Below are 25131 nucleotides of genomic sequence, written 5' to 3'. Positions count from 1 at the left end.
GGACCAAGCCGCGCCTACGTCGGCTCTGCCCTCGCTCGAATTTCGCTACCACGCACGGCCGCCCCTCACAAGGGAATGCGACTATCGCTTGAACATGCGGTGCCGCACCTGGTCCCCGGGCGCGAGCGACATTTTCCGCGCGGCGCCAGCGTTCAGCTCCAGCACCGCATAGGCTGGCGCAGGCGAAGTGATGATTCGTTCCGACATGGGCTCGGTGTCGGCGGCCACGCCCACCACCCGCCCGTCGCGCCCGATGAAAACCATGTCGAGCGGGATGTAAGTATTTCTCATCCACATCGAAACAGGCCCCTCGGCCTTGAATTCGAACAACATGCCGTGATCGGCGGGCATCGATTTGCGGTACATGAGGCCGCGGGCGCGCGCCTTGGGCGTGTCCACGACTTCGACTTTGAAGTCATGCTCGCCCGTCGACGTCACGATGCGCATCATTTCAACGGCGGGTTCGGCCCGCGCGACTGTCGAGGCGATCAGCGCCAGACAGAGCGACATGATCATTGTACGGAAGATTTGCGCAGTTCTCATTCGGGTGGGCTCCAAAGAGCCGTGCGCAGCATGGATGTCTTCAGTGCGACGGGACGCTTTTGGCGTCGAGCGGCCGCACTTCGGCCGCCATCAGACCCTTGGGACCGTCGCCGTAACGCACGAGCACGCTATCGCCTGGCTTGAGTTCGGTCATGCCGTAGCGGCGCACCGTCTCCATGTGCAGAAAGATGTCTTCGGTGCCTTCGCCGCGCGTCAGGAAGCCGAATCCCTTCATGCGGTTGAACCATTTGACGATGGCGATCTCATAGCCGCTTGTCGGGACAATTTGGACGTGGGTGCGCCCGGCGCAGGATTGTGACGGATGCACCGCAGTGGTTTCGTCCATCGCGATGACGCGAAAGACCTGCATGCCCTTGTCGCGCTTCTGCGCCTCGCAGACGACGCGCGCGCCTTCAAAGGCCGTTTGCATACCGCTGCGGCGGAGAATGGTGACGTGCAGGAGAATATCGTCGGAGCCGTCGTCGGGCACCACGAAACCGTAGCCCTTGGCGACATCGAACCATTTAATCCGTCCCGCGACTTCGACCAATTCGAGACCGGTCTCATCGGATTCTGTCGCGCTCGCTGTCAAATCATCTTGAAAAGTTACTTTAGCGCTCACCGACCAACTCCCCGTGCTGATCCAGAGCATTCGACTGGCGCGCGCTGGCGATTATCCTAAAGCGCGAATCACCCCGCGTCGCTCATGAATCACTTTTAACAAGATAACACCCGCGGCGCGCCATCCAACCGGCAAATTTCGTCCACCAACGAATGTCTGTGGATACGCGCGCCGCGCTGCGTGAATTGGCGAACCCATTGTCGCTGAAACTGAAACATGCGTGCGCGCGCCACGACGCGCGCCGCGATATTGCGCAATAAACGCGGATTCTGTCGCGGATAAATCGGCGGCAACGCCCAAAATCTTTGAACATGTGGCCCATGCGCCACATCGACGGGGATTTGACAAACCCGCCCCGGACGCGCAATCGGAACCCGGCGAGCCTCGCGCGCCCTGTCGCCTGCCCGCCATTTCCTCGGTTGGAGCGCCGCAAATGACCCACTCGTCGACCGCGCCAGCGAACGCGCCCAAGACTGTCTACGCTGCGGAAAGCGCCTCTGCGCAAGTTGATCCTCGCTATGATCTCGCCACGCTTGTGGCGGCCCGCGAGAGCGAGCGCTTTTCGCTGCATACAAAACACCTCAATGAAATGTGGGTGCGCGTTCTCAAGACGATCGGCTATGACGTTGGCTTCACCCGGGGCCTTGGGCCTTATCTGTGGGACCGCAAGGGCGACCGCTATCTCGATCTCCTCAGCGGCTGGGGAGTCTTCGCGCTCGGACGCAACCATCCCGCGGTGCGCGACGCGCTCGTAAGCGTGCTCGACGGCGAGTTCGCCAATCTCGTGCAACTTGACGTTTCAGTTCTGGCCGGCGTTCTCGCGGAAAAATTGCTTGCCTACGCGCCCTGGCTGGAAAAGGTCTTTTTCGCCAATTCAGGCGCCGAGTCGGTCGAAGCGGCGATTAAATTCGCGCGTGCGGCGACGGGTCGTCCCGGAATCTTGCATTGCGCGCATTCATTCCACGGCCTGACCTATGGTTCGCTGTCGATGAACGGCGACGAAATTTTCAAGAAAGGTTTTGGACCGCTGCTGCCGAACGCGCGCGAGGTTGCGTTCGATGATCTCGACGCGCTCGAACGCGCTTTGGCGGGGCGCGACATCGCCGCCTTCTTCGTCGAGCCGATCCAGGGCAAGGGCGTCAACATTCCGCAAGAGGGCTATCTTCTCGGCGCGCAGGCGCTCTGCCGCAAATATGGAACGCTGTTCGTCGCCGACGAAATTCAGACGGGAGTGGGCCGAACGGGCCGATTCTTCGCCATCGATCACTTCCCGGGCGTCGAACCCGATATGATCGTCGTCGCCAAGGCGCTTTCCGGCGGCCATGTGCCGGTTGGAGCGGTGCTCACGCGTAAATGGATCTTCGATAAGGTCTTCGACCGCATGGATCGCGCCGTCGTGCACGGCTCGACCTTCAGCAAGAACGATCTCGCTATGGCGGCCGGAATCGCGACGCTGGACGTGTTGAAGAATGAGCGGGTGATGGAGAATGCGGCCAAGACGGGCGACCGTCTGCTCGCATCCTTCCAACGAATGGCCGGCGGCTACGAGCTCGTCGCCGATGTGCGCGGCAAGGGCCTCATGATCGGAATCGAATTCGGGCCGCCGAAGTCGTTCAAACTGAAGGCCGCTTGGAATCTCCTGGAGACGGTGAATTCAGGCCTGTTCTGCCAACTCATCTCCATCCCGCTGTTTCGGGATCATAAAGTGCTGACGCAAGTGGCCGGACACGGCAATCACACCATCAAACTGTTGCCGCCGCTCACGATTTCCGATGAAGATTGCGATTGGATCGAGCAATCCTTCGATGCGGTCATTGCAGACGCGCATAAGGCGCCTTCCGCCGTCTGGTCGCTCGGCAAGACTCTGGCGGAACACGCGATAAAGGCGCGAATGAGCGGCTGACGCTCTTGCCTCGACCCTCCGGCGAGGACGCGCGCAGAGTCGCGCTCAAGCCGCCGGCGACGGCTGCTTCTCCACTTCGCGAGAATAATCTTCGATCAGCGCGCGCGAAAGCGCGCCGGGCGTGAATCGATAGACGCCGATTTCCGAAACCGGCGTCACTTCGGCGCCGGTGCCGCAGATGAAGCACTCCGAAAATGACCCCAGTTCCTCAGGCATGATCCGGCGCTCGATGACGTCAACGCCGCGTCTCTTTGCAAGGTCGATCACTGTGCGCCTTGTGATGCCATCGAGAAAACAATCGGCGATCGGCGTATGCAGCGCGCCGTCCTGAACAAAGAAGACGTTCGCGCCGGTGCATTCTGCGACTCGGCCGAGCCAATCGTACATCAGCGCGTCAGCAAAGCCGCGCCGCTCCGCGCGGTGCTTGGAAATGGTGCAAATCATATAAAGGCCTGCGGCCTTGGCCATCGAGGGCGCGGTCAGCGGATCAGGCCGGCGATATTCGGCGATGTCGAGCTTGACGCCTTTCATCTTGGTCTCGACATCAAACATGCTCGGCCAATCCCAAACGGCGATGGCGACGTTGATCGTCGAATTCTGCGCCGCGACCGCCATCATTTCGCTGCCGCGCCAAGCCACCGGACGCACATAGCAGTTCGAGAGGCCGTTGGCCTTTACGGTCTCATGTTTTGCGGCGTCGATCTCTTCGACGCTGTAGGGAATCTCGAAATCGAGGATCCGAGCGGACGCCTGAAACCTCTCGGAATGTTCGCGCGATTTGAAGATCGTCCCGCCGTAGGCGCGTTCGCCTTCGAAGACGCAGGACGCGTAATGCAGCCCGTGCGAGAGAACGTGAAGCTTCGCTTCGCGCCACGGAACGAGCGCACCATTATACCAAATGAATCCGTCGCGCTGATCGAAGGGCGGAAGCGACATGGCGAACTCCGGAAGACGCGATCGAGAGGCCAAACAAGGCGCTGCGACGCTTGGTCAGCACTAGCTATCGGTCAGATTTATGTCAATATAGTTGACGTAAATAGCTCGCGCCAAAACGTCAGGCAATAAATAGCGTGGATGAACTCGTAGCGAGAAAAATCTCCGAGCCGCCCAGCGTCGCCGCTTGGCGGAACGCGGCCGCGGAAGCGGCGGCCGCGGCGGGTGACGGCGACGCTCTCGAACTCGTGGAATTATTTTTTTTCGCCTACCGGGATTTCGTGGGAGACGCCGACCGGCTGCTCGAGAATTATGGGTTCGGACGCGCGCATCACCGCGTGCTCCATTTCGTCAACCGTCGCCCTGGCCTCACCATCGCCGCGCTGCTGGATATATTGAGAATCACCAAGCAGAGCCTCAACCGTGTGCTGAAGCAACTTCTTGAGGCGGGCTTCGTCGAGGCGCGCGCCGGCGTCGTCGACCGCCGCCAGCGCCTGCTCTATCCGACCCCCAAGGGCGCGGCCCTCGCGCGCGATCTGGCGGCGCTGCAATCAGCGCGCTTCCTGAAAGTCATGGACGAGCTCCCGCCTGCGGCGCGCGGCGCCGCCTCCAAATTCCTGTTCGCGATGATCGACTCCGGCGAGCGTGAGCGCGTTCGAGCGCATCTTGCCTACGCGAAAGCGGCCGGCGCCGCGACATGACGGATTTTCCGCAACGCGCCGCGCCGAATGCGAAAGCGGCGCATATCCTCGTGGTCGACGACGATCAGCGCATTCGCACCCTGCTGTCGCGCTATCTGATGAACGAAGGCTATTTCGTCAGCGCTGCAGCCGACGCCAGGGAGGCGAGCGTCAGAATGCGCGACATCGCCTTCGATCTTATCGTTCTCGACGTCATGATGCCTGGCGAAAGCGGCACGGCCTTCGCAGCGCGGCTGCGTAAGAGCGCGGAACCGCTGCGCTCCGCGCCCATTCTGATGCTGACGGCGCTTACCGAGACGGCGGACCGCGTCGAAGGGCTTGAAGCCGGCGTCGACGACTATCTCGCCAAGCCTTTCGATCCGCGAGAGTTGTCGCTGCGCATCGCGAGCATATTGCGCCGCGCGCGGCGCGCAGATCCCACGGGACCAAAGCGTTTTGGCGATTTCGTCTTCGATCCTTCGCGCGGCGAATTGCTGCATGACGGCGCGCCGGTCCGACTCACGACGCGCGAGCGCGATCTGTTGCGGGCGCTGGCCGAGAGCGGCGGCGCCATTGTCTCGCGCCAAACTTTGGCGCAACGTGACCCCGCTCGAAGCGCAAGCGAGCGCAGCGTCGATGTCGAGATCGCCCGATTGAGGCGCAAGATCGAGACGGACCCGAATGCGCCACGCTATCTTCAGACGGTGCGCGGGCACGGCTATCGTCTGCTCGTCGACCTGCTGCACGCCAACCGCTGAAATGATAGAGTCGTCACGATGACCGTCGTCTTACCGGAAGTTCTCGCCGCGCCCCGCAATCTGTGGCGGCGCTTCGCCAACTGGCTGCATGACCGCATGCCGAAGGGGCTGTACGCCCGCGCGCTGCTGATCGTGATCCTGCCGGTCGTGCTCCTCCAGTCCGCGGTGGCTTATGTCTTCATGGAGCGGCATTGGGAGGTCGTGACCTACCGTCTTTCCGCGGGCATGGCCCGGCAAGTGGCGGCGCTCGTCGATATTTACCAGACGTTCCCTGACGACCCCGATCACGCACAACTGCGCCGCATCGCCGCCTTCGATCTTAATATGGAGATTGCGGTTCTCCCCAAGCAGGACCTGCCCGGGCCGGCGCCAAAATCGTCTTTGTTCTCGCTGCTCGACAAGGCGCTCAACAAGGAGCTCTCGCGCAGACTGAAAGAGCCCTTCTGGATCAACACCGCGCTTCCCGGCAGCCTGATCGAAATCCGCGTCGCGCTCAATGACGCGACGTTGAGAATGCTCGCCACGCGCACGCATGCATACGCCTCGAACTCCTATATTTTCTTCATGTGGATGGCGATCGCCTCAATCATCATCCTCGCCATCGCCACGTCGTTCTTGCGCAATCAGATCAGGCCGATCCTGCGGCTGGCCCGCGCCGCCGAGGAATTCGGCAAAGGCCGCGATGTCGCATTCAGTCCGCGCGGCGCGCGCGAGGTGCGTCAGGCGGGAGCCGCATTTCTCGACATGAAACGCCGTTTCGAACGCGCGATCGAGCAGCGCACGACGATGCTCAATGGCGTTTCGCACGATCTGCGAACCATCATCACGCGTTTCAAACTCTCTCTCGCGCTGATGCGCGACTCGCATGAAGCCGTGGAAATGCGCAAGGATGTGGACGAGATGGAGCGCATGGTTGAGGCCTATCTCGCCTTTGCCCGCGGCGACGGCGACGAAACGTCCTCCCCCACCGATCTCGGCGCCATCCTCGACGAACTGAAGGCGGACACCGAGAAGCGCGGTCTCGCGGCGTCCGTGAAGATTGAGGGCGATCCGACAATCGTCGCGCGGCCGGCGGCGATCAAGCGGCTGCTCGCCAACCTCGTCGGAAACGCGCAGCGCTACGGCGCCCGGCTCGAACTCTCAGTGATCAACGACGGCGCGATGATGACCGTGCATATCGACGACGACGGCCCCGGCATCCCCGTCGAGCGTCGCGAGGACGCATTCCGGCCATTCTACCGGCTCGACGAATCCCGCAACCAGAACGACGGAAACTCGGGTCTGGGCCTCGCCATCGCGCGCGATATCGCACGCGGCCATGGCGGGGACATTACGCTCGACCGCAGCCCGCTCGGCGGCTTGCGGGCGACGGCCAGTCTCCCGCTCTAGCGCGCCGGCCAATCACGCGCGCGCGTGGGGATAGCCGCTGTCGTCGTCGTGGTAATCGCGCCCGCCACGTCGCGTCCGCCAGCCGAACAGGCTTTGCGCGAAGGAATAGAACGGCCGCGTCAGTCTTGCGAAATCCTCCGCCCGATCGACGTAACGCTCGCCACGCGTGAGTTCCCGATCGAGCGTCGACAGGGCGTCATGAATGTCGCCCGCGAACCAATCCTCGAGCACGCGGCTCCAGGCTAACGCCAACCCCTGCAGTTTGAGCGAGCCGACCGGACCCTCGCTGTCGATGTCCGCCGCCTCAAGCATGAAGCGCATCGAGTTCACGGTTTCGCGGTTGAGCGCCGCGGCGGTGAGCGGATCGCGCGCCGCCCAGCGCCCGACGCTCGCCAGCGCCTCACGATGGGGTTCGAGCGAATCGAGCCGGCGGCGCAATACGTCATAGAGCCGCTCGCGCGCGGGTTCGTGCGAGGCTTCCTTGGGCGCCGCGTCGAGAACCTCCCGATCGATGCGCCGAGAGAACGCGCCCATGATCGCGCCCTTCGATGGGAAAAGTTCGCGCAGATCGGCAAGCGAGATGCCAGCCTCATGAGCGATATCGGTGAGCGTCACGTCGCTGAACTCTCGCCGCGTGGCGAGCCGAAGCGTCGCATCGATCACTCGGTCGCGGGAGCCGCCGCTGGTCATGTCTGTCTCCAGGTCCGAAGGAATTTTCTAGTCAGTATTCTATTGTCGCCGGGCGGCGGGACAAGGCGCGCGCCGTCTCAACCGGAAAGTTCCCCTGCCCGGCGCTTCGCCGCAGCTACGGCGCGGCGCATCAGCGCGGCGAGGCCGTCCGGCGCCTCAAGAACCTCAAGCGCCGCCGCGGTCGTGCCGCCTGGCGACGTCACGCGCCGGCGCAATTCGTCGGGGCCTGTCTGCGGCTGCCGGCGCATCAGTTCGCCGGCGCCTTCGACCGTCGCCCGCGCCAGCCGCGCCGCGAGCGCTGCAGGCAGACCCGCTTCGGCTCCAGCGGCGGCGAGGCATTCGACGAAATAGAAGACATAAGCGGGACCTGATCCGGAAACCGCCGTCACGACGTCGATCAGCGCCTCGTCATCCACCCATTCGACGCCGCCCACCGTGCGAAGCAGCGAGTCGGAGAGCGCGCGCTGAGCGGCGCTGGTCGTTGGGCTGGCGTAGGCGCCGGTGACGCCGCGTCCGATCGCCGCCGGCGTATTTGGCATCGCGCGCACGAGGGCTTGCGTCGGCAGTCGCGCGGCGAGGTCCGCGATGCGCTTGCCGGCGAGAATCGACACGACGACGGTGTCGCGCGCTACGAAAGGAGCCGCCGCCGCAGCGCCCGCCTCAAGCGCCTGCGGCTTGACGGCGAGAACCACCGCGTCGCAAGGAGCAGCAGCGCCGTTCAGCGCGTAGCCCTTCGCGGCGCACACATCCTGGAGCCGCTGCGAGGGCTGCGGCTCAACGATCGACGCTGCTCCCAGCAGATTCTGCGCGGCCCAGCCTTCCAGCAACGCTAGACCCATGTTTCCGGCGCCGATCAGAGTGACCGACTTTCCGCGCAGTTCGCCCGCGTCGGTCACGCCTCGCCTTTCGTCTCGAAATTGGCGGTGGCGAGCGCTTCCCTGGCGTTCTTTCCGGCCCAGAGCACAAATTGAAAGGCTTGATAATGCCGCTCACATGCCTGAAGCGCGTTGTCCAGCAAAGCCGCGCACTGCGTCGCCGAGGGCTGCGCCCCTCCCGTCAGGATGAGGCCATGACGGTGCATCGCCACGCCTTCCTTCGGCCAGAAGTCGAAATGCCCGATCCACATCTGCTCGTTGATCGCATTGACGAGCGACATCAGTTCACCGCGCCTGCGCTCGGGCGCCTTGAGATCGAAGGCGCAACTGACGTGCAGCGTTTCGAGCTGCGGAAGCCAAGTAAAAGCGACGTGATATTCCGTCCAAGCTCCGGCGACGGAAATTGAAATCTCGTCTTCGTCGTCTCGATCGAAGGACCAATCATTGGTGGCCGCAAGTTGCTCCACAACATCCACCGGATGTTCAGCGCGTTCCGTTTCTTTTTCCGTTGCGATCAGCATGTGCCAACCTTTTTCTCAATGTCAGCATAACGCGGCGACTAAAAGACAGGCGACGATGCGTCGTGGAGCTTTGCGTGAGGGCGCCTCCTTTTCAAGCGATTGATTCAAAGTCGAATCATCTCTTGCGATCACTATACTCCACACAAGAACTCTGACGCCAAAAAAGCGATCGTCAGACCGTGTTCGGGGCGGAGACTGCGGGATTCGCGTGTCTGCGTCCATGGCGCAGCCGCCCTCTTCCACAGCCACGCGCGCCAAAAAAAGCTCTGGATAAAAGACGAGATCGCGCGGCGGGCAAGAGCGCGAAGAACGAAAAAGCCTCGTCCGCACGTTCGCGGGCGAGGCTTGCGTTTTTTGATGGGTCGCCTAGTCTAGCGCGTCATCATGACCGGCGATCCGACGCTCACGCGATCGTAGAGGTCGGAAACGTCCTCGTTCAACATTCGGATGCAGCCATAGGAGGCGGCCGTGCCGATTGACGCGCGCATCCTCTGGGTCGTGCCGTGAATCGCCACTTCGCCGCTGCTGAGCGTCAAAGCGCGCACGCCCATCGGGTTGCGCGGCGAGCCGCCACGGATGAAATTCGGCAGTTCCGGGTGGTCGGCTTTCACCACCGCGGGCGGAACCCAGTCGGGATTGACATATTTTCCCTCGATGGACGTCGCGCCCGACCATTCCTTGCCACGCTTGGGAACGGCGACGGGATAGCTGATGGCGACTCCTGTATCGACAACATAGAATAGCCTTCGCTGGCTGGCGCTGATCACGACGGTGCCGGGAGCGACGTGGGGAGAGAAAGAGACGATGTTGCGCGCGTTCGCGTCCTGCGGACGCGCGGCGACGCCAAATCCGACGACTGTCGCCATCAAAACTGCCTGAAGCGTTCCGGTTCGCCCCACGGTGCGGGATCGACGCAAAAAAGCAAACAGATTACGCATGACGCTACACCCTCGTGTTGAAGCCTCGACAGCGACTTCTCGAATGGCGGCAGTCTAACTTTCGCCATGATCTTGTCGAAACGTTTCGCGTCTTCAGGTTATGGCTTAAGGTTAAGATAATTTGGGATGTTCTAACTTCGCGACCGCTTCGCTTCAGATCATCGCTTCAAGATTGCGCCATCCTTTGGTCAAAATTCATGCGCATTGCGCACTTGCAAGGTAACTGGCGCGGGCGCGGTAGTAAGGCATGAGCGAGACAGCCGGACCGCCGAAGATTTTTGATCGCCCGCTGCTGCGCCGGCGCTTGCGCCGCGCCATGTCGAAAGGCGCGCCGGATTTCCTGATGACGCGCGCCGCCGACGATCTGCTCGATCGCCTGCTGACGGTGAATCGCGAATTTCCCCGCGCGCTCGATCTCGGTTCGCCGAGCGCGCATTTCGCTCAAGCCGTCGTCGCGAGCGGCCGTGCGCGGCCTTTGCGCGCGAGCGGCCATGCCGGCGACGTCATCGCTGACGAAGAAGCGCCGCCGTTCGCGCCGGGCTCATTTGATCTGATCGTCTCCGGCATGTCGCTGCAGTGGGTCAATGATCTGCCGGGCGCGCTGGCGCAAGCGAGACGCATGCTTGCGCCAGACGGACTCTTCCTCGCCTGCCTCGCCGGCGGCGCCAGTCTTGTCGAGCTTCGCGCAGCGCTCGCGCAGGCCGAGGAGGAAATCACCGGCGGCGCCAGCCCCCGTGTATCGCCTTTCGTCGACGTGCGCGACATGGGCGCTCTGCTGCAACGCGCCGGCTTCGCTCTGCCGGTCGCCGACATCGACAGCTTTACGCTGCGCTATGAGTCAATCTTTGGGCTGATGAAGGATTTGCGCGCGATGGGCGCCGCCAACGTCCTTGTCAAACGGTCTCGCAAACCCCTGCGGCGCGACGTGGTCGCGCGCGCGGCACAAATCTACGCCGAGCGCTTCTCGGACCCCGATGGACGCGTGCGCGCGAGCTTCGAAATCGTCTGGGCGTCGGGCTGGGCGCCGCATGAGAGCCAGCAAAAGCCGGCGAAGCCCGGCTCGGCCGTGATGAGTCTCGAAGACGCGATGAAATTCCCGCGCGAGAGCGAATCCTGAACTCGAGCACTTCCCGATCACATGGAATCATGTGATCGATAAGGAAACGCTCAACATCAAAATGTTGGAGCAGTTTCTCATCGCAAAAGTCTGTCAACTTTTTCGGACCCTGCTCTAAGGCGCGACCTCCACCTCGACGCTGCGGGTTTTAACGGGCGCAGGCTCCCATGGCCGCTGATAGGCGAAGACGATTTCGGCATGTCCGGGTTTGAGCGCGCGGATTTTCCAATGGCGCACGCTGGGGCTGCCGACCATGCGACGCCGACCGCCGCCGCCGCGTCCGCCATCGGATATCGACAGAATATCGAGATCGCGGCTCGCGGCATGATCAATGCGCCAGGAATAGCCGGTCGTCATATTCTCCTGCAGCGAAAAGTTTGCGCTGCCGCCCGGCGCGAGCCTGATGACGTCGCCGGCATGCGCGGAAAACGCGACGAAAACACTGAGCAGCAGCAGGCGCGACAGCAGACGCTTCATGAGTTTCCTTTCGCCGACGAACCGTAGTGATGCTGCGGGCGCCGTCGGCTTCCAAGTCTCGCAAGCTAATATACGCCCGGAATGAGCCGCGCCGTTCGGGCGCGATAGGCCTCATAGGCCCCGCCGAACTCCGAGCTCAACAAGCGTTCCTCGGCGTTCATCCGCGCGACCAGCGGTGGGATGTTCAGAAGCGCCAAGAGTACGCCCACCGCCGTATTGAACGCCAGCCCCCAACCGAGCGCCGAGATCAGAAGCACGCGCCAGCGAAAGGATGCAACTTACTTGCGATGCTTTGAAGCCTGGCTGCGCGTGGCGAACCAGACTGACTTTACCTGGCCAGGGCATTTTCCGCATGTCACGCGACCTTTCGGGCTGACGTAAGCGCAAAGCCCGCTCGCGAGGCACGCGTCCGTCGTGACCGGGCGTGCGATCGCCGCAGACGAGAACATGCTGCCAATGCATGCGGCGATCGCGAGGATTTGGAGAATTCGCATAACGGACTCCTTTAAAAATAGAGGATAGAATAGCAGGCTATTTAGCGCCTTCCGCAATCTGTGGAAGCGGGACATTGACCCCCAGCAGCAGTTGGAATAATGGTCGAAATGGACCATTTATTGGTCCATATGAGGCGCCGATGAAGATTTCCGTGACCGAAGCCAAGGGGCAGCTTACCGAGCTTGTCCGACGCGCCGAAGCCGGGGAGGAAATCATCCTCACACGGCATGGCCAGCCCGCCGCTCGTCTGGCGCCCGCCAAAGCTTCTTTGGACCGCAGAGCGCGTCGTAAGTTGCTCCAAGCAGTGCGCGCCTCTGGCGCGGCCAAGGCGACCGCAGGCGCTGACGCTGCCCGCAGCCATGACTTCCTTTATGACGAGAATGGTCTGCCGAAATGATCGCTGTGGACACATCCGCGTTGATGGCGATCATCCTCGATGAAGCTGAAGCCGAAAGATGCAGCAAAGTCCTGGAAGCCGAAAAGTCTGTGCTGATCTCGGCGGTAACTGTGGCGGAAGCTCTCATTGTCGCGCAGCGGCGCAACGTCGGGGAGGAGATGTCGCGCCTGATCGATGGGCTCGGATTCGACGTTTTGAACGTCACGCCTGCGTCCGCGCGCCGCGTCGCCGAGACCTATGCGCGATGGGGCAAGGGTTCGCATCCGGCGGGACTGAATTTCGGCGATTGCTTCGCCTACGAAGCCGCCAAGGAACATTCCTGTCCCTTGCTCTATGTCGGTGAGGATTTTGCGAGGACGGATGTGGCTGCAATATAGCGCTGCATGAGCGCACGCCGCCATAACGCGATTCCCGAGGCGTCAAAGCCCATGCTTTTCAATGAACGCAGGGAGGAATGAAAGAAGCAGGGTCACGCTCTCCTTTGACACCTCCAACCACTGGGCGTGGAGCGCCGCGTTACGAAGATTTTTGAAACTTGAGATAGATTGATTAGTGCTTTTTTCAATGACGCCTTTGGACAATAGAGATTGAGCGACCACAGACATCTCTCGGCTGCCTGCCCCCTCGATACCATGCTTCTTTGCGAGACGTTTTAAGGTATCTTCGAGCACAACACAGGCAAGGACAGCGGCAGGGTCCTTTTGGTCTTCATCGAGGAGCGATCTTGCCGCTTCAAGAAAGTCAGCCTTGAGGTCGATGGAGATTTGTCGCACGAGACTATCGAGCAGCTCGTTCGTTAAGTTGTTACGCAACCCGATGAGAATCCCTTCGATTACCTCAAGATGATGAAGAGATTCACCGTTGATGGCTTGGACCGTGCGCTGGACATCAGGATGGTTGCTCCGATGAACATTTTTAAGTAACTGGTAGCATTCTGTTATAAGCGCATTGTAGCCGACGGTATCCCTAAACCCTCCGCCCATCGAATGGCTATACCAAGACGCTTTCACAGCGGGAAACCGTCCCAAAAGCACATCAACGTGATCGATATATTTCGTTGAAACCGCTTCCATGTGGCGCCCTATTCAATATTTCGGAACGTAACTGCCCGAGTCTGAATTGCTCTTGTCCCTCATCCACAGCTGAGTAGCTGATGCAAAGGTGCCGTGATTCATTCCCACTCAATCGTCCCCGGCGGCTTGCTTGTCACGTCATACACCACGCGGTTGACGCCCTTCACTTCATTGATGATCCGCGTCGCGGCGCGGCCCAGAAAACTCATGTCGAAGGGATAGAAATCCGCGGTCATGCCGTCGCTCGATGTCACGGCGCGCAGCGCGACGACGTAATCATAAGTGCGCCCGTCGCCCATCACGCCGACGCTGCGCACCGGCAAGAGCGCCGCGAACGCCTGCCAGATGTCGTCATACAATCCCGCCTTGCGGATTTCGTCGAGATAGACGGCGTCGGCCTTGCGCAAAATCGCCAGCTTCTCGCGGGTGATGAGGCCCGGGCAGCGGATGGCGAGTCCCGGCCCCGGAAAGGGATGGCGCCCGACGAAAGCTTCCGGCAGTCCGAGTTCGCGCCCGAGCGCCCGCACCTCGTCCTTGAAGAGTTCGCGCAGCGGCTCCACGAGCCGCATGTTCATGCGCTCCGGCAAGCCGCCGACATTATGATGCGACTTGATCGTCACCGACGGGCCGCCGGTGAAGGAGACGCTCTCGATGACATCGGGATAGAGCGTGCCTTGCGCGAGAAACTGCGGTGCGCCGCGCCCGTCCTGCGCGATCTTCTTCGCCTCGGCTTCGAACGTCTCGATGAAGAGCCGCCCGATCGTCTTGCGCTTCACTTCCGGATCGTCGACGCCTTCCAACGCGCCGAGGAACAGGTCCGCCGCTTCGACGTGATGCAGCGGAATGTTGTAGTGATCGCGAAAGAGCCGCACGACTTCTTCCGCCTCGCCCTGTCGCAACAGGCCGTGATCGACGAAGACGCAGGTGAGGCGCTCGCCGATCGCTCCATGGATCAGCACCGCCGCGACGGCGCTGTCGACGCCGCCCGACAGACCGCAGAGCACCCGCCCGTCGCCGACCTGGCGCCGGATGGCCGCGATCGCCTCGCCGCGAAACGCCGCCATGGTCCAGTCGGACTTCAGCCCCGCGACCTTGTGCACGAAATTCGATAAGAGCCTGGCGCCGTCGGGCGTGTGCACGACTTCGAGATGGAACTGCACGCCGTAATAGCGGCGCGTCTCATCCGCGATCGCGGCGAAGGGCGCGTTTTCGGACGCGGCGATGACGCGAAAGCCTTCCGGCAGCTTCGTCACGCGGTCGCCATGGCTCATCCAGACCGGAAAGCTGCCGCCCTTCTCCCACACGCCGTCGAGCAGCGCGCTGTGCTCCAGCGCCGTCACATCGGCGCGGCCGAATTCGCGATGATGACCGCCTTCGACCTTGCCGCCGAGCTGGGTCGCCATCGTCTGCTCGCCATAGCAGATGCCGAGCACCGGCACGCCGGAGTCGAAAACGCTTTGCGGGGCGCGGGGAGACCCCTCGTCGGTGACCGAGCACGGCCCGCCCGAAAGGATCACCGCCTTGGGGCGGATCTCGGCGAAGGCGCGCTCGGCGGTCTGGAATGGCGCGATCTCGCAATAAACGCCCGCTTCGCGCACGCGTCGGGCGATGAGCTGCGTCACCTGCGAGCCGAAATCGACGATCAGCACCTTGTCATGGCGATCGGCGATGTCGTGATGGAAGGCGTCGGGCGCGGTGGTCATGGGTTCTCTTTTTTGTAGGCCCCACCCTGTCCCTCTTTAAGGGGAGAGGGGACCCTAACGACGCAGAGTGCGCGGTTTGTTGTCGGGACCCGAGTCGGACTCCCTCTCCCGCGAAGCGGGGGAGGGTTGGGGTGGGGGCAATCTTTCCTCGACGCGTAATCGTATCATTTCCAACACGCCGTCAAATTCTGCGTAAACCGCTGCATTGGTTACGCGCAAGACTGAAAACCGTTAGCCTCGAACCAGGTGTCGCGCCGGCTGTCGCGCGCAAGCTCAGCATCGGTGGAATGCGTCGCCCCATCGACCTCGATGACAAGTTGGGCGGCGTGACAGAGAAAATCCGCGATATAGGGGCCGCAAGGCCCTTGGCGGCGGAATTGCAGCCCCTGAAACCGGTGGCCGCGCAGCGCCGACCATAATTTTCGGCTCGGCATTCGACATGTCGCGGCGAAGATTGCGGGCGAAATCAACTTTCGGAAGCTTCGCGTCTGTCACGCCCCCTCCCTGTCCCTCCCCCGCTTCGCGGGAGAGGGGACGCCAACGCTCGACATTTGCGCAAGCTCAGACGAATTCACTTTCGCCTCATGACGCACACATAAAACCCGTCCGTGCCGCTTGTCGCCGGCGACAGGCGGATGCCGGGGCCATGCGGCGAGGTGAAGCGTGCGAGGTCGGGGAGGCCTGCGCCTTCCGTAATTTCGGCGGCTGAACGCGCCGCGAAATCGGGATTGGCGGCGAGAAAGGCCGCGATCTGGTCCTCGTTTTCCTCGCGCAGCGCCGAACAGGTGACATAAACGAGCCGACCGCCGGGCTTCACGAAGCGGACGGCCATCGCCAAGAGTTCGCGCTGCTCCTTTAATCTTCGGTCCAGCGCGCCGGGCGCGAGCCGCCATTTGGCGTCAGGATGGCGCCGCCAGGCGCCGGTCCCCGTGCAGGGCGCGTCGATGAGCACGAGGTCGCAGCGCGCCTCGAGATCGGCCAGCACGTCGGCCTTGCCGCGCGGCGCACGGACCTGAATGTTGCGGGCGCCGGCGCGCTCCAGCCGCTCATGGATCGGCATGAGGCGTCGGCCATCAGCGTCATAAGCGTAGACCTGCCCGCGGTTATGCATCTGCCCCGCGAGCGCCAGCGCCTTGCCGCCGCCGCCGGCGCAAAGATCGAGAACCTGTTCGCCCGGCCCAGCGGCGCAGAGCAGCGCCGCGAGCTGCGAGGCCTCGTCCTGCGGCTCGACGAGCCCTTTCACATAGGCGGTCTCGGCGGTCAGCGCCGGGCCCCGCCCCTGCCCCGCCTCGATGCGCAGGCCGATCGGCGAAAGCGGCGTCGGCGCAGGAGAGAGATGCGCGAGCTTGTCGAGCGCCTGCTCGCGCGAGCCTTTCAGAATATTGACGCGCAGATCGACAGGCGCGCGGGCGGCGAGCGCCGCGCCTTCTTCGGCCGCGCCCGCCCCGAACGCCGCCTCAAAATGCGACGCCAGCCATTCCGGATAATCCCCGCGCACATGATCCGGCGCGTCAGCGAGCGAGGCCGTCTCCAGCCGTTGGCGCTCCTCGTCCGAAAGCGGGGCCGGCGCATGGCCGGCGCCCGAGCAGAGCGCCGCGATCGCCTCGACGCCCTGGCCGCGCGCCTCGCGCAGCGCGCCCAGCATGATCGCGCGCGGATCGTCCGCGCCCATCACATAGATGGCCGAAGCGCGCTTCCGCAGCGCATCGAAGACGAGACTGGCGATGGCGGCCCGATCCTTCGAGCCCGCGAAGCGATGCGCAAGGCCCCAGTCCTTTAGCGCCTCGGCGGCAGGCCGGCGGCGCTTTGCAACATCGTCCAGCACCTCGATCGCGGCGGAGATATGGGCGGCGGGAGTCATCGGAGCGCCGTCCCGCCGGCGCGCGATGGACATAATTCCGTCGCCACAGCCACGCTCTTACGCAAGAGGCGCGAAGATGCGCGCCCTCTTGAGAAATGTGGACGAAACTGATGCGACGCCTTCATCTGATCCTTGCTTCGCTTTTCGCTTTGTCGCTCGCCGCCTGTGCGACGCAGCCCCCGCCGCCGCCGAATTATCCGCCGCCGCCGATGCGCAAGCTCGACGCCAAAACTCAGCTCGAAACCGGCCGGACGTATTAGGTCCGACGTCAATCGAACTTGCCGGCGGCGCGATGTATCGCGTGGATGCGGCGGATCGTGCCTGTCGCCGAGCGATAGACGATCGTCTCGGTGTCGATCGTCGTCTTGCCGAGCGACACGCCGCCGACGAGCGGCCCGGCGGTGACCCCGGTCACGCAGACGACGACGTCGCCCGCCGCCATGTCGCCCACCGAATATTTGCGGCGCGGATCGAGAAGGCCCAGACGCTGCGCCTGCGCGATCTGATCACGCGTTTCGAGCGCCAGCCGTCCCTGCATCTGGCCGCCCGCGCAACGCAGGACGCAGGCGGCGAGCACGCCTTCCGAAGCGCCGCCGCGGCCAAGATACATATCGACGCCGGTTTCAAAAGGATGGGTGGTGAGAATGATCGCCGCCACGTCGCCGTCGGTGATGAGGCGCACGCAGGCGCCGGCGTTGCGGCAATTGCGGATGATTTCGGCGTGGCGCGGCCGATCGAGAATGCTGACCGTGATTTCGCTCGCCCGCACGCCCTTGGCGATCGCAAGCGCTCTGATGTTGTCGCCGGGGTCGCGATCGAGATCGATTGTGCCCTCAGGGTATCCCGGACCGATGGCGATCTTGTCCATGTAAACGTCGGGCGCATGAAGGAGCGATCCCGCCGGCGCCATGGCGACGACGGCCATCGAGCCCGGCATGTCTTTGGCGCAAAGCGTCGAGCCTTCGAGCGCCGCGACGCCCAGATCGACGCGGGGACCGACGCCCGCGCCGATTTCTTCGCCGATGTAGAGCATCGGCGCGGCGTCCTCATCGCCCTCGCCGATCACGATGCGCCCGCGCACGGGAAGCTGCGACAGCTCCTCGCGCATCGCCTCGGCCGCGGCGAGGTCCGCGGCCATCTCGTCGCCGCGTCCACGGAACCTGGCGGCGGCGACCGCGGCGCGCTCCGACGCGCGCGCCAGCTCCAAGGTCAGGTAGCGGTCGATCTTCGACGCGTCGGTTTCAGGCTGCTGCGTCATGTCTCGCTACTCGCGCTCGATGCGGATGACCTGCGCGCGCGAAACGATGACGCCGTCCTGATAGATCAGGTCCAGCGCCTCGCGCACGAGATGTTCGCTCGTCGCATGGGTGATGAGGATGACGTCGACGATCTCTCCCGGCGCGCCGCGCGCGCCGCGCTGCACGATGCTTTCGAGCGATATGCGGCGCTCCGCCATGCGCGTCGCGATCTTGGCGAAGGCGCCGGCGACGTCGCGCACCGACATGCGGATGTAATAGCCCCCTTCGTGGCGCTGCATCGGCGTGCGTTTGAGCTCGGCGAGCTTCGCGGTCGGCAAACCGAACGGCGCCGAACGCACGCCCTTGGCGATGTCGGCGATGTCGGCGACGACGGCCGAGGCCGTGGCGTCGCCGCCGGCCCCCGGCCCCACAAGCGTCAGCTCATGCACAGCGTCGGCGTCGATGGTGACGGCGTTCAGGACGCCCATCACCTGGGCGATGGCGGAGTTCTTGCTGACCATCGTCGGATGCACGCGTTGCTCGACCCCATCAGCGGTGCGCTGCGCAACGCCAAGCAGCTTGATGCGGTAGCCAAGCTCAGCCGCCGCGTCGATGTCGGCAAGCGTCACGCGCTCGATGCCCTCGATATCGATGGCGCCGGCGGCGATGCGCGTGCCAAAGGCAAGCGAGGTGAGGATCGCAAGCTTGTGGGCGGTGTCGAAACCGCCGATGTCGAAGGTCGGATCGGCCTCGGCATAGCCGAGCCTCTGCGCCTCCTTCAAACATTCCTCGAAGGAGAGCTGCTCCTGTTCCATGCGCGACAGGATGTAATTGCAGGTGCCGTTGAGAATGCCATAAACCCGCTCGATCGAATTGCCGGCGAGCCCCTCGCGCAGCGTCTTGACGATCGGAATCCCGCCGGCGACGGACGCCTCGAAGGCGAGCGCGGCATGGTTCTCCTCGGCGAGCGCCGCGAGATGCAAGCCATGCGCGGCGAGCAGGGCCTTATTAGCGGTGACGACCGGCTTGCCATGCGCGAGCGCGGTTTCCACGCTGGCCCTCGCCGGCCCTTCCGAGCCGCCGATCAATTCGACGAAAAGATCGATCGTTGGCGAGGACGCGAGCTTGACCGGATCGGGAAAGAACTCCGCGCCGGAAAGATCGGCGTCCCGAACCTTCGCGGCGTCGCGAGCCGAAACGCCGGCCAGGACGATCTGCCGTCCGGTGCGGGCGGTCAGCGCCTCGGCCTGGCGGCGGAGCAGGCGCGCCACCGCCGCGCCGACGGTGCCGAGCCCCGCGATGCCGACGCGCAAGATCTCCGACATTGCAACCTTTCCGGGAAAATGAGCGGGCGACGAAAGCCCAGAGACGCTAGCGCCTTGTGCCCGATTTGGCGCCTTCAATCAAGAAACCGCCGACGCCACGAGGGGATTGAGCGTTGCAATGGACGCCCTAACTCTTGGACAAGCTGAAGCCAAGCCCGCTGGCGGCGATAGGGAGATGACAATGACGCCTCGAATGAGCGTATTCGCGATTCTGACCGCTTTGTCGCTGGCCTTTTCCGGCACTTATGCGCTGGCCGGCATCGGCCTGCATGTGCAGGCGGCGATTGAGCATACTCAAGAAGCGATCGATGACGGCGCGAAGGGCGACTCCAAGGAGATCGTTACGCATGTGATGAGCGCGCTCGGCCATGCGCGCGAGGCGCTGCACGAAAAGGCCATCGAACGGGACCGCGCCGCCAACAAGCTGCTGCATCGCGCGATCAGGCATCTGCGCCTGGCCGAAATGCGCGCACGGTTTGGCGACTCCGCGCGCGCCGTCAAGCACGCGACCAGCGCGCTCGCCGAACTGAAAAAGGTCAAGTGACGACGTCGCACGACGCGACAAGGACGCGTGCAAGGACTCATGGCGGCGACATAGTCGTCGCCAGATAGCTCGGCATTCTGCTCGCCGCTCTCTCGCGACGCAATTCGCGCTCGCGCGCGGCTCGTCGGCGAGCGTCCCGCTAATGCGGCACGCCCGACCAGATCTTGCGCTTGGTGAAATAAAGCAGTCCGACGAAGACGAGCAGGAAGGCCACGACGCCAAGCCCGATTCGCTTGCGGGACTCAAGATGCGGTTCGGCGACCCACATCATGAAGGCGGCGACGTCCTTGGCGTATTGGTCGATCGTTTGCGGCGCGCCGTCCTCATAAGTCACAACGCCATCCGAGAGCGGCGGCGGCATGCCGATGCGACGGCCCGGCATATAGGGATCGTAAAACTGTCCTTCCGGCAGATTCACGTCTGGCGGCGGGTCCTCGTAGCCCTCCATCAGCGAAGTGATGTAGTCGACGCCGTGTTCCTGATAGGAAAAGCCCGGCAAAGCGTCGAACAGGAAGAGCGGAAAGCCGCGCGAATAGCCTCGCGCCTTGGCCAGAACCGACATGTCCGGCGGATAATTGCCGGCCAGCGCGGCGCGCGCCGCCTGTTCATTGGCGAACGGCGGGGGGAAGCGATCGCTTGGGCGACCCGGCCGATCGAAATATTCGCCCGCCTGATTCGGGCCATCCTTGATCTTGTAGCTGGCGGCCAGCGCTTCGACTTCTTTTTCGGGAAACTCCGGCCCGCCGGGCTGCGAAAGATTGCGGAAGGCGAGCATTTTGATCGAATGGCAGGAGGAGCAGACCTCCTTGTAGACCTTAAAACCTCTGCGCAACTGCGCCTTGTCGTAGCGACCGAATGCGCCGGCGAAGCTCCAGTCAAAGCGCTTGGGCTTCTGCTCATGGCGCTCGCTCTCGTGCCGCGCTTCCTTTTCCTTTGCCACAGGCGCCGCGACCTGATCGGTCGCGGACGGCGGCGCTTCCTGCTGGCTCCAGGCGGGGCCAACCAGCGTCATCGCCGCAGCAATCGCGAGGGGAACGAGCGAGAGGCGCTTCATCGAGGGCTGTCGCTTGGGGGATCGTACGGTCATCTCAGACATGGGAGGTTTCCCCCCGCATCATCGAAGCGTCGATCGATTCAGGCATCGGCTCCGGTTTCTCGATCCTGCCGATGACCGGCAAAATCACCAAGAAGTGCAGAAAATAATAGGCCGAAAGTAGCCGGGCGAACCAAAGATAAGCGCCTTCGGCGGGCTGCGCCCCCAGATAACCAAGCCCTATGCACACCGCGACAAAAATCCAGAACTCCTTGCGAAACAGCGGCCGATACACGGCCGATTTCACCTTCGACGTATCAAGCCACGGCAGAGCGGCGGTGATCAAAATCGAGGCAAAGAGCGCAGTGACGCCGAGCAGCTTGTTCGGGATCGCGCGAAGGATCGCATAGAACGGCAGGAAGTACCACTCCGGCACGATATGCGGCGGCGTGACGAGAGGATTGGCTTCGATGTAATTGTCCGGATGGCCGAGGTAATTCGGCACGAAAAACGTAAGCCAGGCGTAGACGACGAGAAAAGCCGCGATGCCGACCGCGTCCTTCATGGTCGCATAGGGCGTGAAAGGAACGGTTTCCTTCTTGACGTCCTTCACCTCGACGCCGGACGGATTGTTCTGGCCCGTCACATGCAGCGCCCAAACGTGAAGCGCGACGATGGCGACGATGATGAACGGCACCAGATAGTGCAAAGCGTAGAAGCGGTTGAGCGTCGCATTGTCGACGGAATAGCCGCCGAGCAGCCAAGTGGTGATTGCGGTTCCAACGACAGGAATGGCGGAAAAGAGATTGGTGATGACGGTCGCCGCCCAGAAGGACATCTGTCCCCACGGTAAGACATAGCCGAGGAATCCCGTGGCCATCATCAGCATGAAGATCACCACGCCGAGAATCCACAAGACCTCGCGCGGGTCCTTGTAGGACCCGTAATACATGCCGCGGAAGATGTGGAGGTAGACGGCGAGGAAGAACATCGACGCGCCATTGGCGTGCGCGTAGCGCAGCACAGTGCCCCAATTCACGTCGCGCATGATCTTCTCGACGGAATCGAAAGCGAGCGTCGTTTCCGGGGTGTAATGCATCGCAAGGACGACGCCCGTTACGATCTGCGCGACGAGCATGAAACTCAAAATCGCGCCAAACACCCACATGTAGTTCAGGTTTTTTGGCGTCGGATAGGAGACGAAAGAATCATGCATGAAGCTCAAAATCGGCAGACGGCGCTCCAACCAGCGAGCGAAGCCGCTCTTGGGCGTGTATTGGGAATGTCCTTCCATGGGCGTGGTGCTCTCGGAATCTCGCGCGGGAAAATTGAAAGGCGCTTGGCCCTGGCTAGCCGATCTTAATTTTGTTTTCGGCGATGAAGGCGTAAGGCGGCACCTCCAGATTGGTCGGCGCCGGGCCGCTGCGAATTCTGCCCGAGAGGTCATAGACCGAGCCGTGGCAGGGGCAGAACCAGCCGTTGTATTCGCCTTCCTTGCCGGTCGGAATGCAGCCGAGATGCGTGCAGACTCCGATGATCACGAGCCATTCGGGTTTTTGAACGCGTTTCGAATCGGCCTCCGGATCAGGCAGAACCGACAGCGGCGTGTCCTCCGCCGCCTTGATTTCGGCAGGCGTCCGATGGCGCACGAAAACCGGCTTGCCGCGCCATTTCACGGTGACAATTTGGCCTTCTGGGACCGAAGAAAGATCGACTTCCGTCGAGGCCAACGCGAGGGTTGACGCGTCCGGGTTCATCTGGGCGATCAGCGGCCAGACCATGCCGGCCGCGGCTCCTGCTGCGGCGGCGCCCGTTGCGATATAGAGAATGTCCCGCCGGCTTGGCTCCGCCGGTTTTGCGGCGGTGTCTTTGCTTGTCACGCTCGAACCTCTCCCAACGCTCTCAAGTCTTCGCGGCCGAGGCTGCGGCTGCGCCCAAGGCGATCGTTCCACGTTTTGCCGTTTCCGGCCAATCGCTGCGGTGCGCCGCACCAAGGCAATGCCAAGGCTGCGGCGGGGCGGAGGTGATATGTGACGCGAATCCCCGCCGCTGTCCACAAGCCGAAACAGGGAAATTTGGCTATTCACCCTGCCGCACAAGGCCGTTGCCGATATTCGCGGCGATATGCCGCAAATTCGCCATCTCCTCCCACTCGGACGGACCATGACCTCTCTTACGCTAGCCTTGTACCAGCCGGACATCCCTCAGAACGCCGGCGCCATGCTGCGCACATGCGCGTGCCTCGGCGTTTCGGCGGCGATCATCGGGCCGGCCGGATTTCCCACAAGCGATCGCGACTTTCGCCGCGCCGGCATGGACTATCTCGATCACGTGACGATTGACCGACATGCGTCCTTCGCGGCCTTTCAAGCGTGGCGCGCTGCGTCCGGCCAAGCGGGCGAGAGCCGTCGGCTGCTGCTGCTGTCGACGCGGGCGGCGGCGTCCTATCTCGACTGCGCCTATCGCGACGGCGACATCCTGCTCGTCGGCAGGGAGTCCGCAGGCGCGCCGGAAGAGGTCCACGCCGCCGCCGATCTGACGCTCCGCATTCCCATGTGCGGCGGCATGCGCTCGCTGAACGTCGCCGTCGCCGCGGCGATCGTCATGAGCGAGGCGCTTCGGCAGCTGCGCGCCCGTTGAGGTGGGTGCGGCGGCGCACAGCGCGTTACGAAAAAGCCCGCCTAATTTGAGATCGTCGCCGCTTTTAAGGCGATGTTAACGAATTTTGGGAGGGCGATATGACCCATCAGGCAATTCGCATCTCGCTGATACTTTGGCAGCGGCTGCTCAAATCTCTCAATGCGGCCGTGTTCACGGGGATGCTCTGCGTCGGCCTTTACGCCCTCGTGACCAACTTCGCCGAGGCGCGCGGCGCAATTGGCAAGGCCTTCGACAAACTTACTCAGATCCAAAGCTTCGAAGGTTTTAACGTGAAGGCCGCATTCGCAGTGGATCAGATCGCCGAGTCGACGCCGATCTATCACTCCCTGCCCGCGGAAATGCGGGGCATGCTGCCCGACGACATTCTGTCGCTCCGCGCCAACTGGGTGGAGCGCATTCTCTACGTCGGCGATCAGGGTAAGCTGTGCGACTTCGCGTCGGCCACTCAGAAAATGAACGAGGACTATGCCGCCGACCGGCATTTGGCGGCTGACGGGCTGATTACGATGAAGGACTCGCGCGAGGTGAAGGCGCAGGTGCTCGAAGACATGCGCCAGGCGAAAGCCAGGAACGACACATGGCCGAATGGCGAGCCGCGCTTTTGTTATGTCACCGAGCTCACCGAGCGCGGCAGAAACGTCAAGACGGCGCTGGCGCAGTTTCTGCGCGCCGGCTTCGCGGCGGCGACGGCGACGCCGACCGCGCCGCGTGACTCCAAGTTGAAAGTCGCGCGCATGGCGCAATAGTCAGGGGAATCGGGATAGTTTTCCTCACCCTCATCCTGAGGAGCCGCCGCAGGCGGCGTCTCGAAGGACGAGGTGAGGAAAAATACGCGAAAAAGGGTTTCCTCGTCCTTCGAGACGCGTGCTGCGCACGCTCCTCAGCGACTGTCTTGGCGATCAAGCGTTTTGTGTGCGCCATGGCTTTGCGTCCCTGATGATGGCGTTAAGGATCGTAAGGAGCTTTCTGGCGACGGCGATGAGCGCGACGATCTTCGGCTTTCCGCTGTCGACGAGTTTGTCGCGGAAGGCCTTGAGGACGGGGTTGTGACGGGCGGCAACCATGGCGCCGAGAAAGAGCATGCTGCGCACGGTCTTGCGGCCGCCGCCGATGAAGCTCTTGCCGCGCCATTGACCGGATTGGCGGGTGTAGGGCGCAAGGCCGGCCAACGCCGCGATTCGCCTGCGGTCGAGCGCGCCAAGTTCCGGCAGTTCGGCGATCAGCGTGCGCGCAATCACTGGCCCAACGCCTGGAACGGAGGCGAGCAGATCTTGCTTTTCGGCCCAGGCGGGCGTGCCGCGCATATAATCGTCGATCTCGCCGTCGAGTTCGGCGAGTTCCTTTTCGAGCGCCTT

The 25131-nt window shown here is 63.0% G+C and carries 30 protein-coding genes; 11 read left to right on the top strand and 19 right to left on the bottom strand.

The genetic code is table 11. The features are described 5' to 3' along the window. Window positions 1-81 precede the first annotated feature (81 nt). Together IYX23_RS10885 and IYX23_RS10880 are read right to left on the bottom strand one after the other, a co-directional pair. Window positions 82-543: a DUF192 domain-containing protein gene (locus IYX23_RS10885; RefSeq protein WP_246716671.1), complete on the bottom strand. Its 462-nt coding sequence runs from the start codon at window positions 541-543 to the stop codon at window positions 82-84. A gap of 40 nt (window positions 544-583) precedes the next feature. Then, window positions 584-1195: a cold-shock protein gene (locus IYX23_RS10880; protein WP_246716669.1), complete on the bottom strand. Its 612-nt coding sequence runs from the start codon at window positions 1193-1195 to the stop codon at window positions 584-586. Between the two features lie 403 nt (window positions 1196-1598). On the opposite strand from IYX23_RS10880, the gene IYX23_RS10875 reads away from it, so the two are divergent. Next, window positions 1599-3068 (top strand): aspartate aminotransferase family protein, encoded by a 1470-nt coding sequence (locus tag IYX23_RS10875; RefSeq protein WP_210330571.1) that lies wholly within the window; start codon window positions 1599-1601, stop codon window positions 3066-3068. A gap of 45 nt (window positions 3069-3113) precedes the next feature. Here the strand turns inward: IYX23_RS10875 and IYX23_RS10870 are convergent, their stop codons facing one another. After that, a complete protein-coding gene (locus IYX23_RS10870) occupies window positions 3114-4004 on the bottom strand; it encodes a branched-chain amino acid aminotransferase (protein ID WP_196392857.1) in 891 nt (296 codons plus the stop codon). 134 nt (window positions 4005-4138) lie between these two features. On the opposite strand from IYX23_RS10870, the gene IYX23_RS10865 reads away from it, so the two are divergent. The 3 genes from IYX23_RS10865 to IYX23_RS10855 are packed head-to-tail and all read left to right on the top strand — an operon-like array spanning window position 4139 to window position 6828. Next, window positions 4139-4702, top strand: a complete 564-nt coding sequence (locus tag IYX23_RS10865; protein ID WP_196392858.1) for a MarR family transcriptional regulator — start codon at window positions 4139-4141, stop codon at window positions 4700-4702. Beyond that, entirely contained in the window at window positions 4699-5439 is a 741-nt protein-coding gene (locus IYX23_RS10860; RefSeq protein WP_196392859.1) for a response regulator transcription factor, read from the top strand. Before IYX23_RS10865 ends, IYX23_RS10860 begins: the two co-directional genes overlap by 4 nt. 18 nt (window positions 5440-5457) lie before the next feature. After that, on the top strand, window positions 5458-6828 hold the full coding sequence (locus IYX23_RS10855; protein ID WP_196392860.1) for an ATP-binding protein: 1371 nt from the start codon (window positions 5458-5460) through the stop codon (window positions 6826-6828). A 12-nt stretch (window positions 6829-6840) separates the two neighbouring features. Here IYX23_RS10855 and IYX23_RS10850 read toward each other — a convergent pair whose 3' ends face one another. The 4 genes from IYX23_RS10850 to IYX23_RS10835 form a co-directional block, all read right to left on the bottom strand. Continuing rightward, window positions 6841-7518 (bottom strand): TetR family transcriptional regulator, encoded by a 678-nt coding sequence (locus IYX23_RS10850; protein ID WP_123176045.1) that lies wholly within the window; start codon window positions 7516-7518, stop codon window positions 6841-6843. 77 nt (window positions 7519-7595) lie between these two features. Continuing rightward, window positions 7596-8414, bottom strand: coding sequence for a pyrroline-5-carboxylate reductase (proC, locus tag IYX23_RS10845; RefSeq protein ID WP_196392861.1), 819 nt, complete (start codon window positions 8412-8414; stop codon window positions 7596-7598). Beyond that, a complete protein-coding gene (locus IYX23_RS10840; RefSeq protein WP_018408237.1) occupies window positions 8411-8914 on the bottom strand; it encodes a YbjN domain-containing protein in 504 nt (167 codons plus the stop codon). The genes proC and IYX23_RS10840 overlap by 4 nt, the downstream gene beginning before the upstream one ends. A gap of 371 nt (window positions 8915-9285) precedes the next feature. Beyond that, a complete protein-coding gene (locus IYX23_RS10835; protein WP_196392862.1) occupies window positions 9286-9780 on the bottom strand; it encodes a L,D-transpeptidase in 495 nt (164 codons plus the stop codon). Between the two features lie 319 nt (window positions 9781-10099). Between IYX23_RS10835 and IYX23_RS10830 the strand changes: the two genes are divergently transcribed. Then, the gene (locus IYX23_RS10830) at window positions 10100-10969 is read left to right on the top strand and encodes a methyltransferase domain-containing protein (protein WP_196392863.1); all 870 of its coding nucleotides are present in this window, start codon (window positions 10100-10102) and stop codon (window positions 10967-10969) included. 114 nt (window positions 10970-11083) lie between these two features. On the opposite strand, the gene IYX23_RS10825 is transcribed toward IYX23_RS10830, so the two are convergent. Together IYX23_RS10825 and IYX23_RS10820 are read right to left on the bottom strand one after the other, a co-directional pair. Continuing rightward, window positions 11084-11446: a protease inhibitor I42 family protein gene (locus IYX23_RS10825; protein ID WP_196392864.1), complete on the bottom strand. Its 363-nt coding sequence runs from the start codon at window positions 11444-11446 to the stop codon at window positions 11084-11086. A gap of 65 nt (window positions 11447-11511) precedes the next feature. Beyond that, window positions 11512-11703, bottom strand: coding sequence for a hypothetical protein (locus IYX23_RS10820; protein ID WP_246716667.1), 192 nt, complete (start codon window positions 11701-11703; stop codon window positions 11512-11514). A 377-nt stretch (window positions 11704-12080) separates the two neighbouring features. Between IYX23_RS10820 and IYX23_RS10815 the strand changes: the two genes are divergently transcribed. Both IYX23_RS10815 and IYX23_RS10810 read left to right on the top strand, forming a co-directional pair. Then, complete coding sequence (locus IYX23_RS10815; RefSeq protein ID WP_196392865.1) at window positions 12081-12338, top strand: type II toxin-antitoxin system prevent-host-death family antitoxin; 258 nt, start codon at window positions 12081-12083, stop codon at window positions 12336-12338. Then, the gene (locus tag IYX23_RS10810; RefSeq protein ID WP_196392866.1) at window positions 12335-12715 is read left to right on the top strand and encodes a type II toxin-antitoxin system VapC family toxin; all 381 of its coding nucleotides are present in this window, start codon (window positions 12335-12337) and stop codon (window positions 12713-12715) included. Before IYX23_RS10815 ends, IYX23_RS10810 begins: the two co-directional genes overlap by 4 nt. Window positions 12716-12757: 42 nt before the next feature. On the opposite strand, the gene IYX23_RS10805 is transcribed toward IYX23_RS10810, so the two are convergent. From IYX23_RS10805 to IYX23_RS10790, 4 genes are all read right to left on the bottom strand, one after another. Then, the gene (locus IYX23_RS10805; protein WP_196392867.1) at window positions 12758-13411 is read right to left on the bottom strand and encodes a hypothetical protein; all 654 of its coding nucleotides are present in this window, start codon (window positions 13409-13411) and stop codon (window positions 12758-12760) included. Between the two features lie 98 nt (window positions 13412-13509). After that, window positions 13510-15114 carry a glutamine-hydrolyzing GMP synthase gene (gene guaA / locus IYX23_RS10800; protein ID WP_196392868.1) on the bottom strand — a complete coding sequence of 535 codons (1605 nt, stop codon included), beginning with the start codon at window positions 15112-15114 and terminating at the stop codon, window positions 13510-13512. Between the two features lie 209 nt (window positions 15115-15323). Further along, entirely contained in the window at window positions 15324-15548 is a 225-nt protein-coding gene (locus tag IYX23_RS20265) for an endonuclease domain-containing protein (RefSeq protein ID WP_246716665.1), read from the bottom strand. Between the two features lie 137 nt (window positions 15549-15685). Beyond that, window positions 15686-16975, bottom strand: a complete 1290-nt coding sequence (locus tag IYX23_RS10790; protein ID WP_196392869.1) for an RsmB/NOP family class I SAM-dependent RNA methyltransferase — start codon at window positions 16973-16975, stop codon at window positions 15686-15688. Window positions 16976-17085: 110 nt separating this feature from the next. Here IYX23_RS10790 and IYX23_RS10785 point away from each other — a divergent pair, with 110 nt between their 5' ends. After that, complete coding sequence (locus tag IYX23_RS10785) at window positions 17086-17235, top strand: hypothetical protein (protein ID WP_196392870.1); 150 nt, start codon at window positions 17086-17088, stop codon at window positions 17233-17235. An 8-nt stretch (window positions 17236-17243) separates the two neighbouring features. Here IYX23_RS10785 and glpX read toward each other — a convergent pair whose 3' ends face one another. Both glpX and IYX23_RS10775 read right to left on the bottom strand, forming a co-directional pair. Next, window positions 17244-18233, bottom strand: coding sequence for a class II fructose-bisphosphatase (gene glpX, locus IYX23_RS10780; protein ID WP_196392871.1), 990 nt, complete (start codon window positions 18231-18233; stop codon window positions 17244-17246). 6 nt (window positions 18234-18239) lie between these two features. Continuing rightward, complete coding sequence (locus tag IYX23_RS10775; RefSeq protein WP_196392872.1) at window positions 18240-19538, bottom strand: homoserine dehydrogenase; 1299 nt, start codon at window positions 19536-19538, stop codon at window positions 18240-18242. Between the two features lie 181 nt (window positions 19539-19719). Here IYX23_RS10775 and smbP point away from each other — a divergent pair, with 181 nt between their 5' ends. Then, window positions 19720-20082: a small metal-binding protein SmbP gene (smbP, locus tag IYX23_RS10770; protein ID WP_196392873.1), complete on the top strand. Its 363-nt coding sequence runs from the start codon at window positions 19720-19722 to the stop codon at window positions 20080-20082. A gap of 139 nt (window positions 20083-20221) precedes the next feature. On the opposite strand, the gene IYX23_RS10765 is transcribed toward smbP, so the two are convergent. The 3 genes from IYX23_RS10765 to petA are packed head-to-tail and all read right to left on the bottom strand — an operon-like array spanning window position 20222 to window position 22995. Continuing rightward, window positions 20222-21178, bottom strand: coding sequence for a cytochrome c1 (locus tag IYX23_RS10765; protein ID WP_246716663.1), 957 nt, complete (start codon window positions 21176-21178; stop codon window positions 20222-20224). Further along, entirely contained in the window at window positions 21171-22409 is a 1239-nt protein-coding gene (locus tag IYX23_RS10760; RefSeq protein WP_196392874.1) for a cytochrome b N-terminal domain-containing protein, read from the bottom strand. Before IYX23_RS10760 ends, IYX23_RS10765 begins: the two co-directional genes overlap by 8 nt. Before the next feature lie 55 nt (window positions 22410-22464). Continuing rightward, window positions 22465-22995 carry a ubiquinol-cytochrome c reductase iron-sulfur subunit gene (gene petA / locus IYX23_RS10755; RefSeq protein ID WP_196392875.1) on the bottom strand — a complete coding sequence of 177 codons (531 nt, stop codon included), beginning with the start codon at window positions 22993-22995 and terminating at the stop codon, window positions 22465-22467. A gap of 283 nt (window positions 22996-23278) precedes the next feature. On the opposite strand from petA, the gene IYX23_RS10750 reads away from it, so the two are divergent. Both IYX23_RS10750 and IYX23_RS10745 read left to right on the top strand, forming a co-directional pair. Next, window positions 23279-23755: a tRNA (cytidine(34)-2'-O)-methyltransferase gene (locus IYX23_RS10750; protein ID WP_196392876.1), complete on the top strand. Its 477-nt coding sequence runs from the start codon at window positions 23279-23281 to the stop codon at window positions 23753-23755. A 98-nt stretch (window positions 23756-23853) separates the two neighbouring features. Continuing rightward, entirely contained in the window at window positions 23854-24522 is a 669-nt protein-coding gene (locus IYX23_RS10745) for an rRNA methylase (protein ID WP_196392877.1), read from the top strand. A 153-nt stretch (window positions 24523-24675) separates the two neighbouring features. On the opposite strand, the gene IYX23_RS10740 is transcribed toward IYX23_RS10745, so the two are convergent. Next, window positions 24676-25131, bottom strand: a 456-nt coding sequence (locus tag IYX23_RS10740) for a transposase (RefSeq protein WP_196391628.1), incomplete at its 5' end; no start/stop codon positions are given.

This window comes from Methylocystis sp. L43, assembly GCF_015709525.1.
Classification (GTDB): domain Bacteria; phylum Pseudomonadota; class Alphaproteobacteria; order Rhizobiales; family Beijerinckiaceae; genus Methylocystis.
Note: the sequence above shows the minus strand (reverse complement) of the source record. Positions and strands in the feature narration are given on the sequence as shown.

Excerpts from the sequence above, each read along its gene's own strand:
- smbP (WP_196392873.1), top strand. The coding sequence starts at position 19,720 with ATGACGCCTCGAATGAGCGTATTCGCGATTCTGACCGCTTTGTCGCTG.
- IYX23_RS10775 (WP_196392872.1), bottom strand. The coding sequence starts at position 19,538 with ATGTCGGAGATCTTGCGCGTCGGCATCGCGGGGCTCGGCACCGTCGGC.
- IYX23_RS10805 (WP_196392867.1), bottom strand. The coding sequence starts at position 13,411 with ATGGAAGCGGTTTCAACGAAATATATCGATCACGTTGATGTGCTTTTG.
- IYX23_RS10870 (WP_196392857.1), bottom strand. The coding sequence starts at position 4,004 with ATGTCGCTTCCGCCCTTCGATCAGCGCGACGGATTCATTTGGTATAAT.
- IYX23_RS10885 (WP_246716671.1), bottom strand. The coding sequence starts at position 543 with ATGAGAACTGCGCAAATCTTCCGTACAATGATCATGTCGCTCTGTCTG.
- IYX23_RS10875 (WP_210330571.1), top strand. The coding sequence starts at position 1,599 with ATGACCCACTCGTCGACCGCGCCAGCGAACGCGCCCAAGACTGTCTAC.
- IYX23_RS10835 (WP_196392862.1), bottom strand. The coding sequence starts at position 9,780 with ATGGCGACAGTCGTCGGATTTGGCGTCGCCGCGCGTCCGCAGGACGCG.
- IYX23_RS20265 (WP_246716665.1), bottom strand. The coding sequence starts at position 15,548 with ATGCCGAGCCGAAAATTATGGTCGGCGCTGCGCGGCCACCGGTTTCAG.
- IYX23_RS10815 (WP_196392865.1), top strand. The coding sequence starts at position 12,081 with ATGAAGATTTCCGTGACCGAAGCCAAGGGGCAGCTTACCGAGCTTGTC.
- IYX23_RS10785 (WP_196392870.1), top strand. The coding sequence starts at position 17,086 with ATGCGACGCCTTCATCTGATCCTTGCTTCGCTTTTCGCTTTGTCGCTC.
- IYX23_RS10880 (WP_246716669.1), bottom strand. The coding sequence starts at position 1,195 with ATGCTCTGGATCAGCACGGGGAGTTGGTCGGTGAGCGCTAAAGTAACT.
- IYX23_RS10850 (WP_123176045.1), bottom strand. The coding sequence starts at position 7,518 with ATGACCAGCGGCGGCTCCCGCGACCGAGTGATCGATGCGACGCTTCGG.
- IYX23_RS10860 (WP_196392859.1), top strand. The coding sequence starts at position 4,699 with ATGACGGATTTTCCGCAACGCGCCGCGCCGAATGCGAAAGCGGCGCAT.
- IYX23_RS10765 (WP_246716663.1), bottom strand. The coding sequence starts at position 21,178 with ATGTCTGAGATGACCGTACGATCCCCCAAGCGACAGCCCTCGATGAAG.
- glpX (WP_196392871.1), bottom strand. The coding sequence starts at position 18,233 with ATGACGCAGCAGCCTGAAACCGACGCGTCGAAGATCGACCGCTACCTG.
- IYX23_RS10840 (WP_018408237.1), bottom strand. The coding sequence starts at position 8,914 with ATGCTGATCGCAACGGAAAAAGAAACGGAACGCGCTGAACATCCGGTG.
- guaA (WP_196392868.1), bottom strand. The coding sequence starts at position 15,114 with ATGACCACCGCGCCCGACGCCTTCCATCACGACATCGCCGATCGCCAT.
- IYX23_RS10830 (WP_196392863.1), top strand. The coding sequence starts at position 10,100 with ATGAGCGAGACAGCCGGACCGCCGAAGATTTTTGATCGCCCGCTGCTG.
- IYX23_RS10750 (WP_196392876.1), top strand. The coding sequence starts at position 23,279 with ATGACCTCTCTTACGCTAGCCTTGTACCAGCCGGACATCCCTCAGAAC.
- IYX23_RS10790 (WP_196392869.1), bottom strand. The coding sequence starts at position 16,975 with ATGACTCCCGCCGCCCATATCTCCGCCGCGATCGAGGTGCTGGACGAT.
- IYX23_RS10745 (WP_196392877.1), top strand. The coding sequence starts at position 23,854 with ATGACCCATCAGGCAATTCGCATCTCGCTGATACTTTGGCAGCGGCTG.
- IYX23_RS10760 (WP_196392874.1), bottom strand. The coding sequence starts at position 22,409 with ATGGAAGGACATTCCCAATACACGCCCAAGAGCGGCTTCGCTCGCTGG.
- IYX23_RS10825 (WP_196392864.1), bottom strand. The coding sequence starts at position 11,446 with ATGAAGCGTCTGCTGTCGCGCCTGCTGCTGCTCAGTGTTTTCGTCGCG.
- IYX23_RS10855 (WP_196392860.1), top strand. The coding sequence starts at position 5,458 with ATGACCGTCGTCTTACCGGAAGTTCTCGCCGCGCCCCGCAATCTGTGG.
- IYX23_RS10810 (WP_196392866.1), top strand. The coding sequence starts at position 12,335 with ATGATCGCTGTGGACACATCCGCGTTGATGGCGATCATCCTCGATGAA.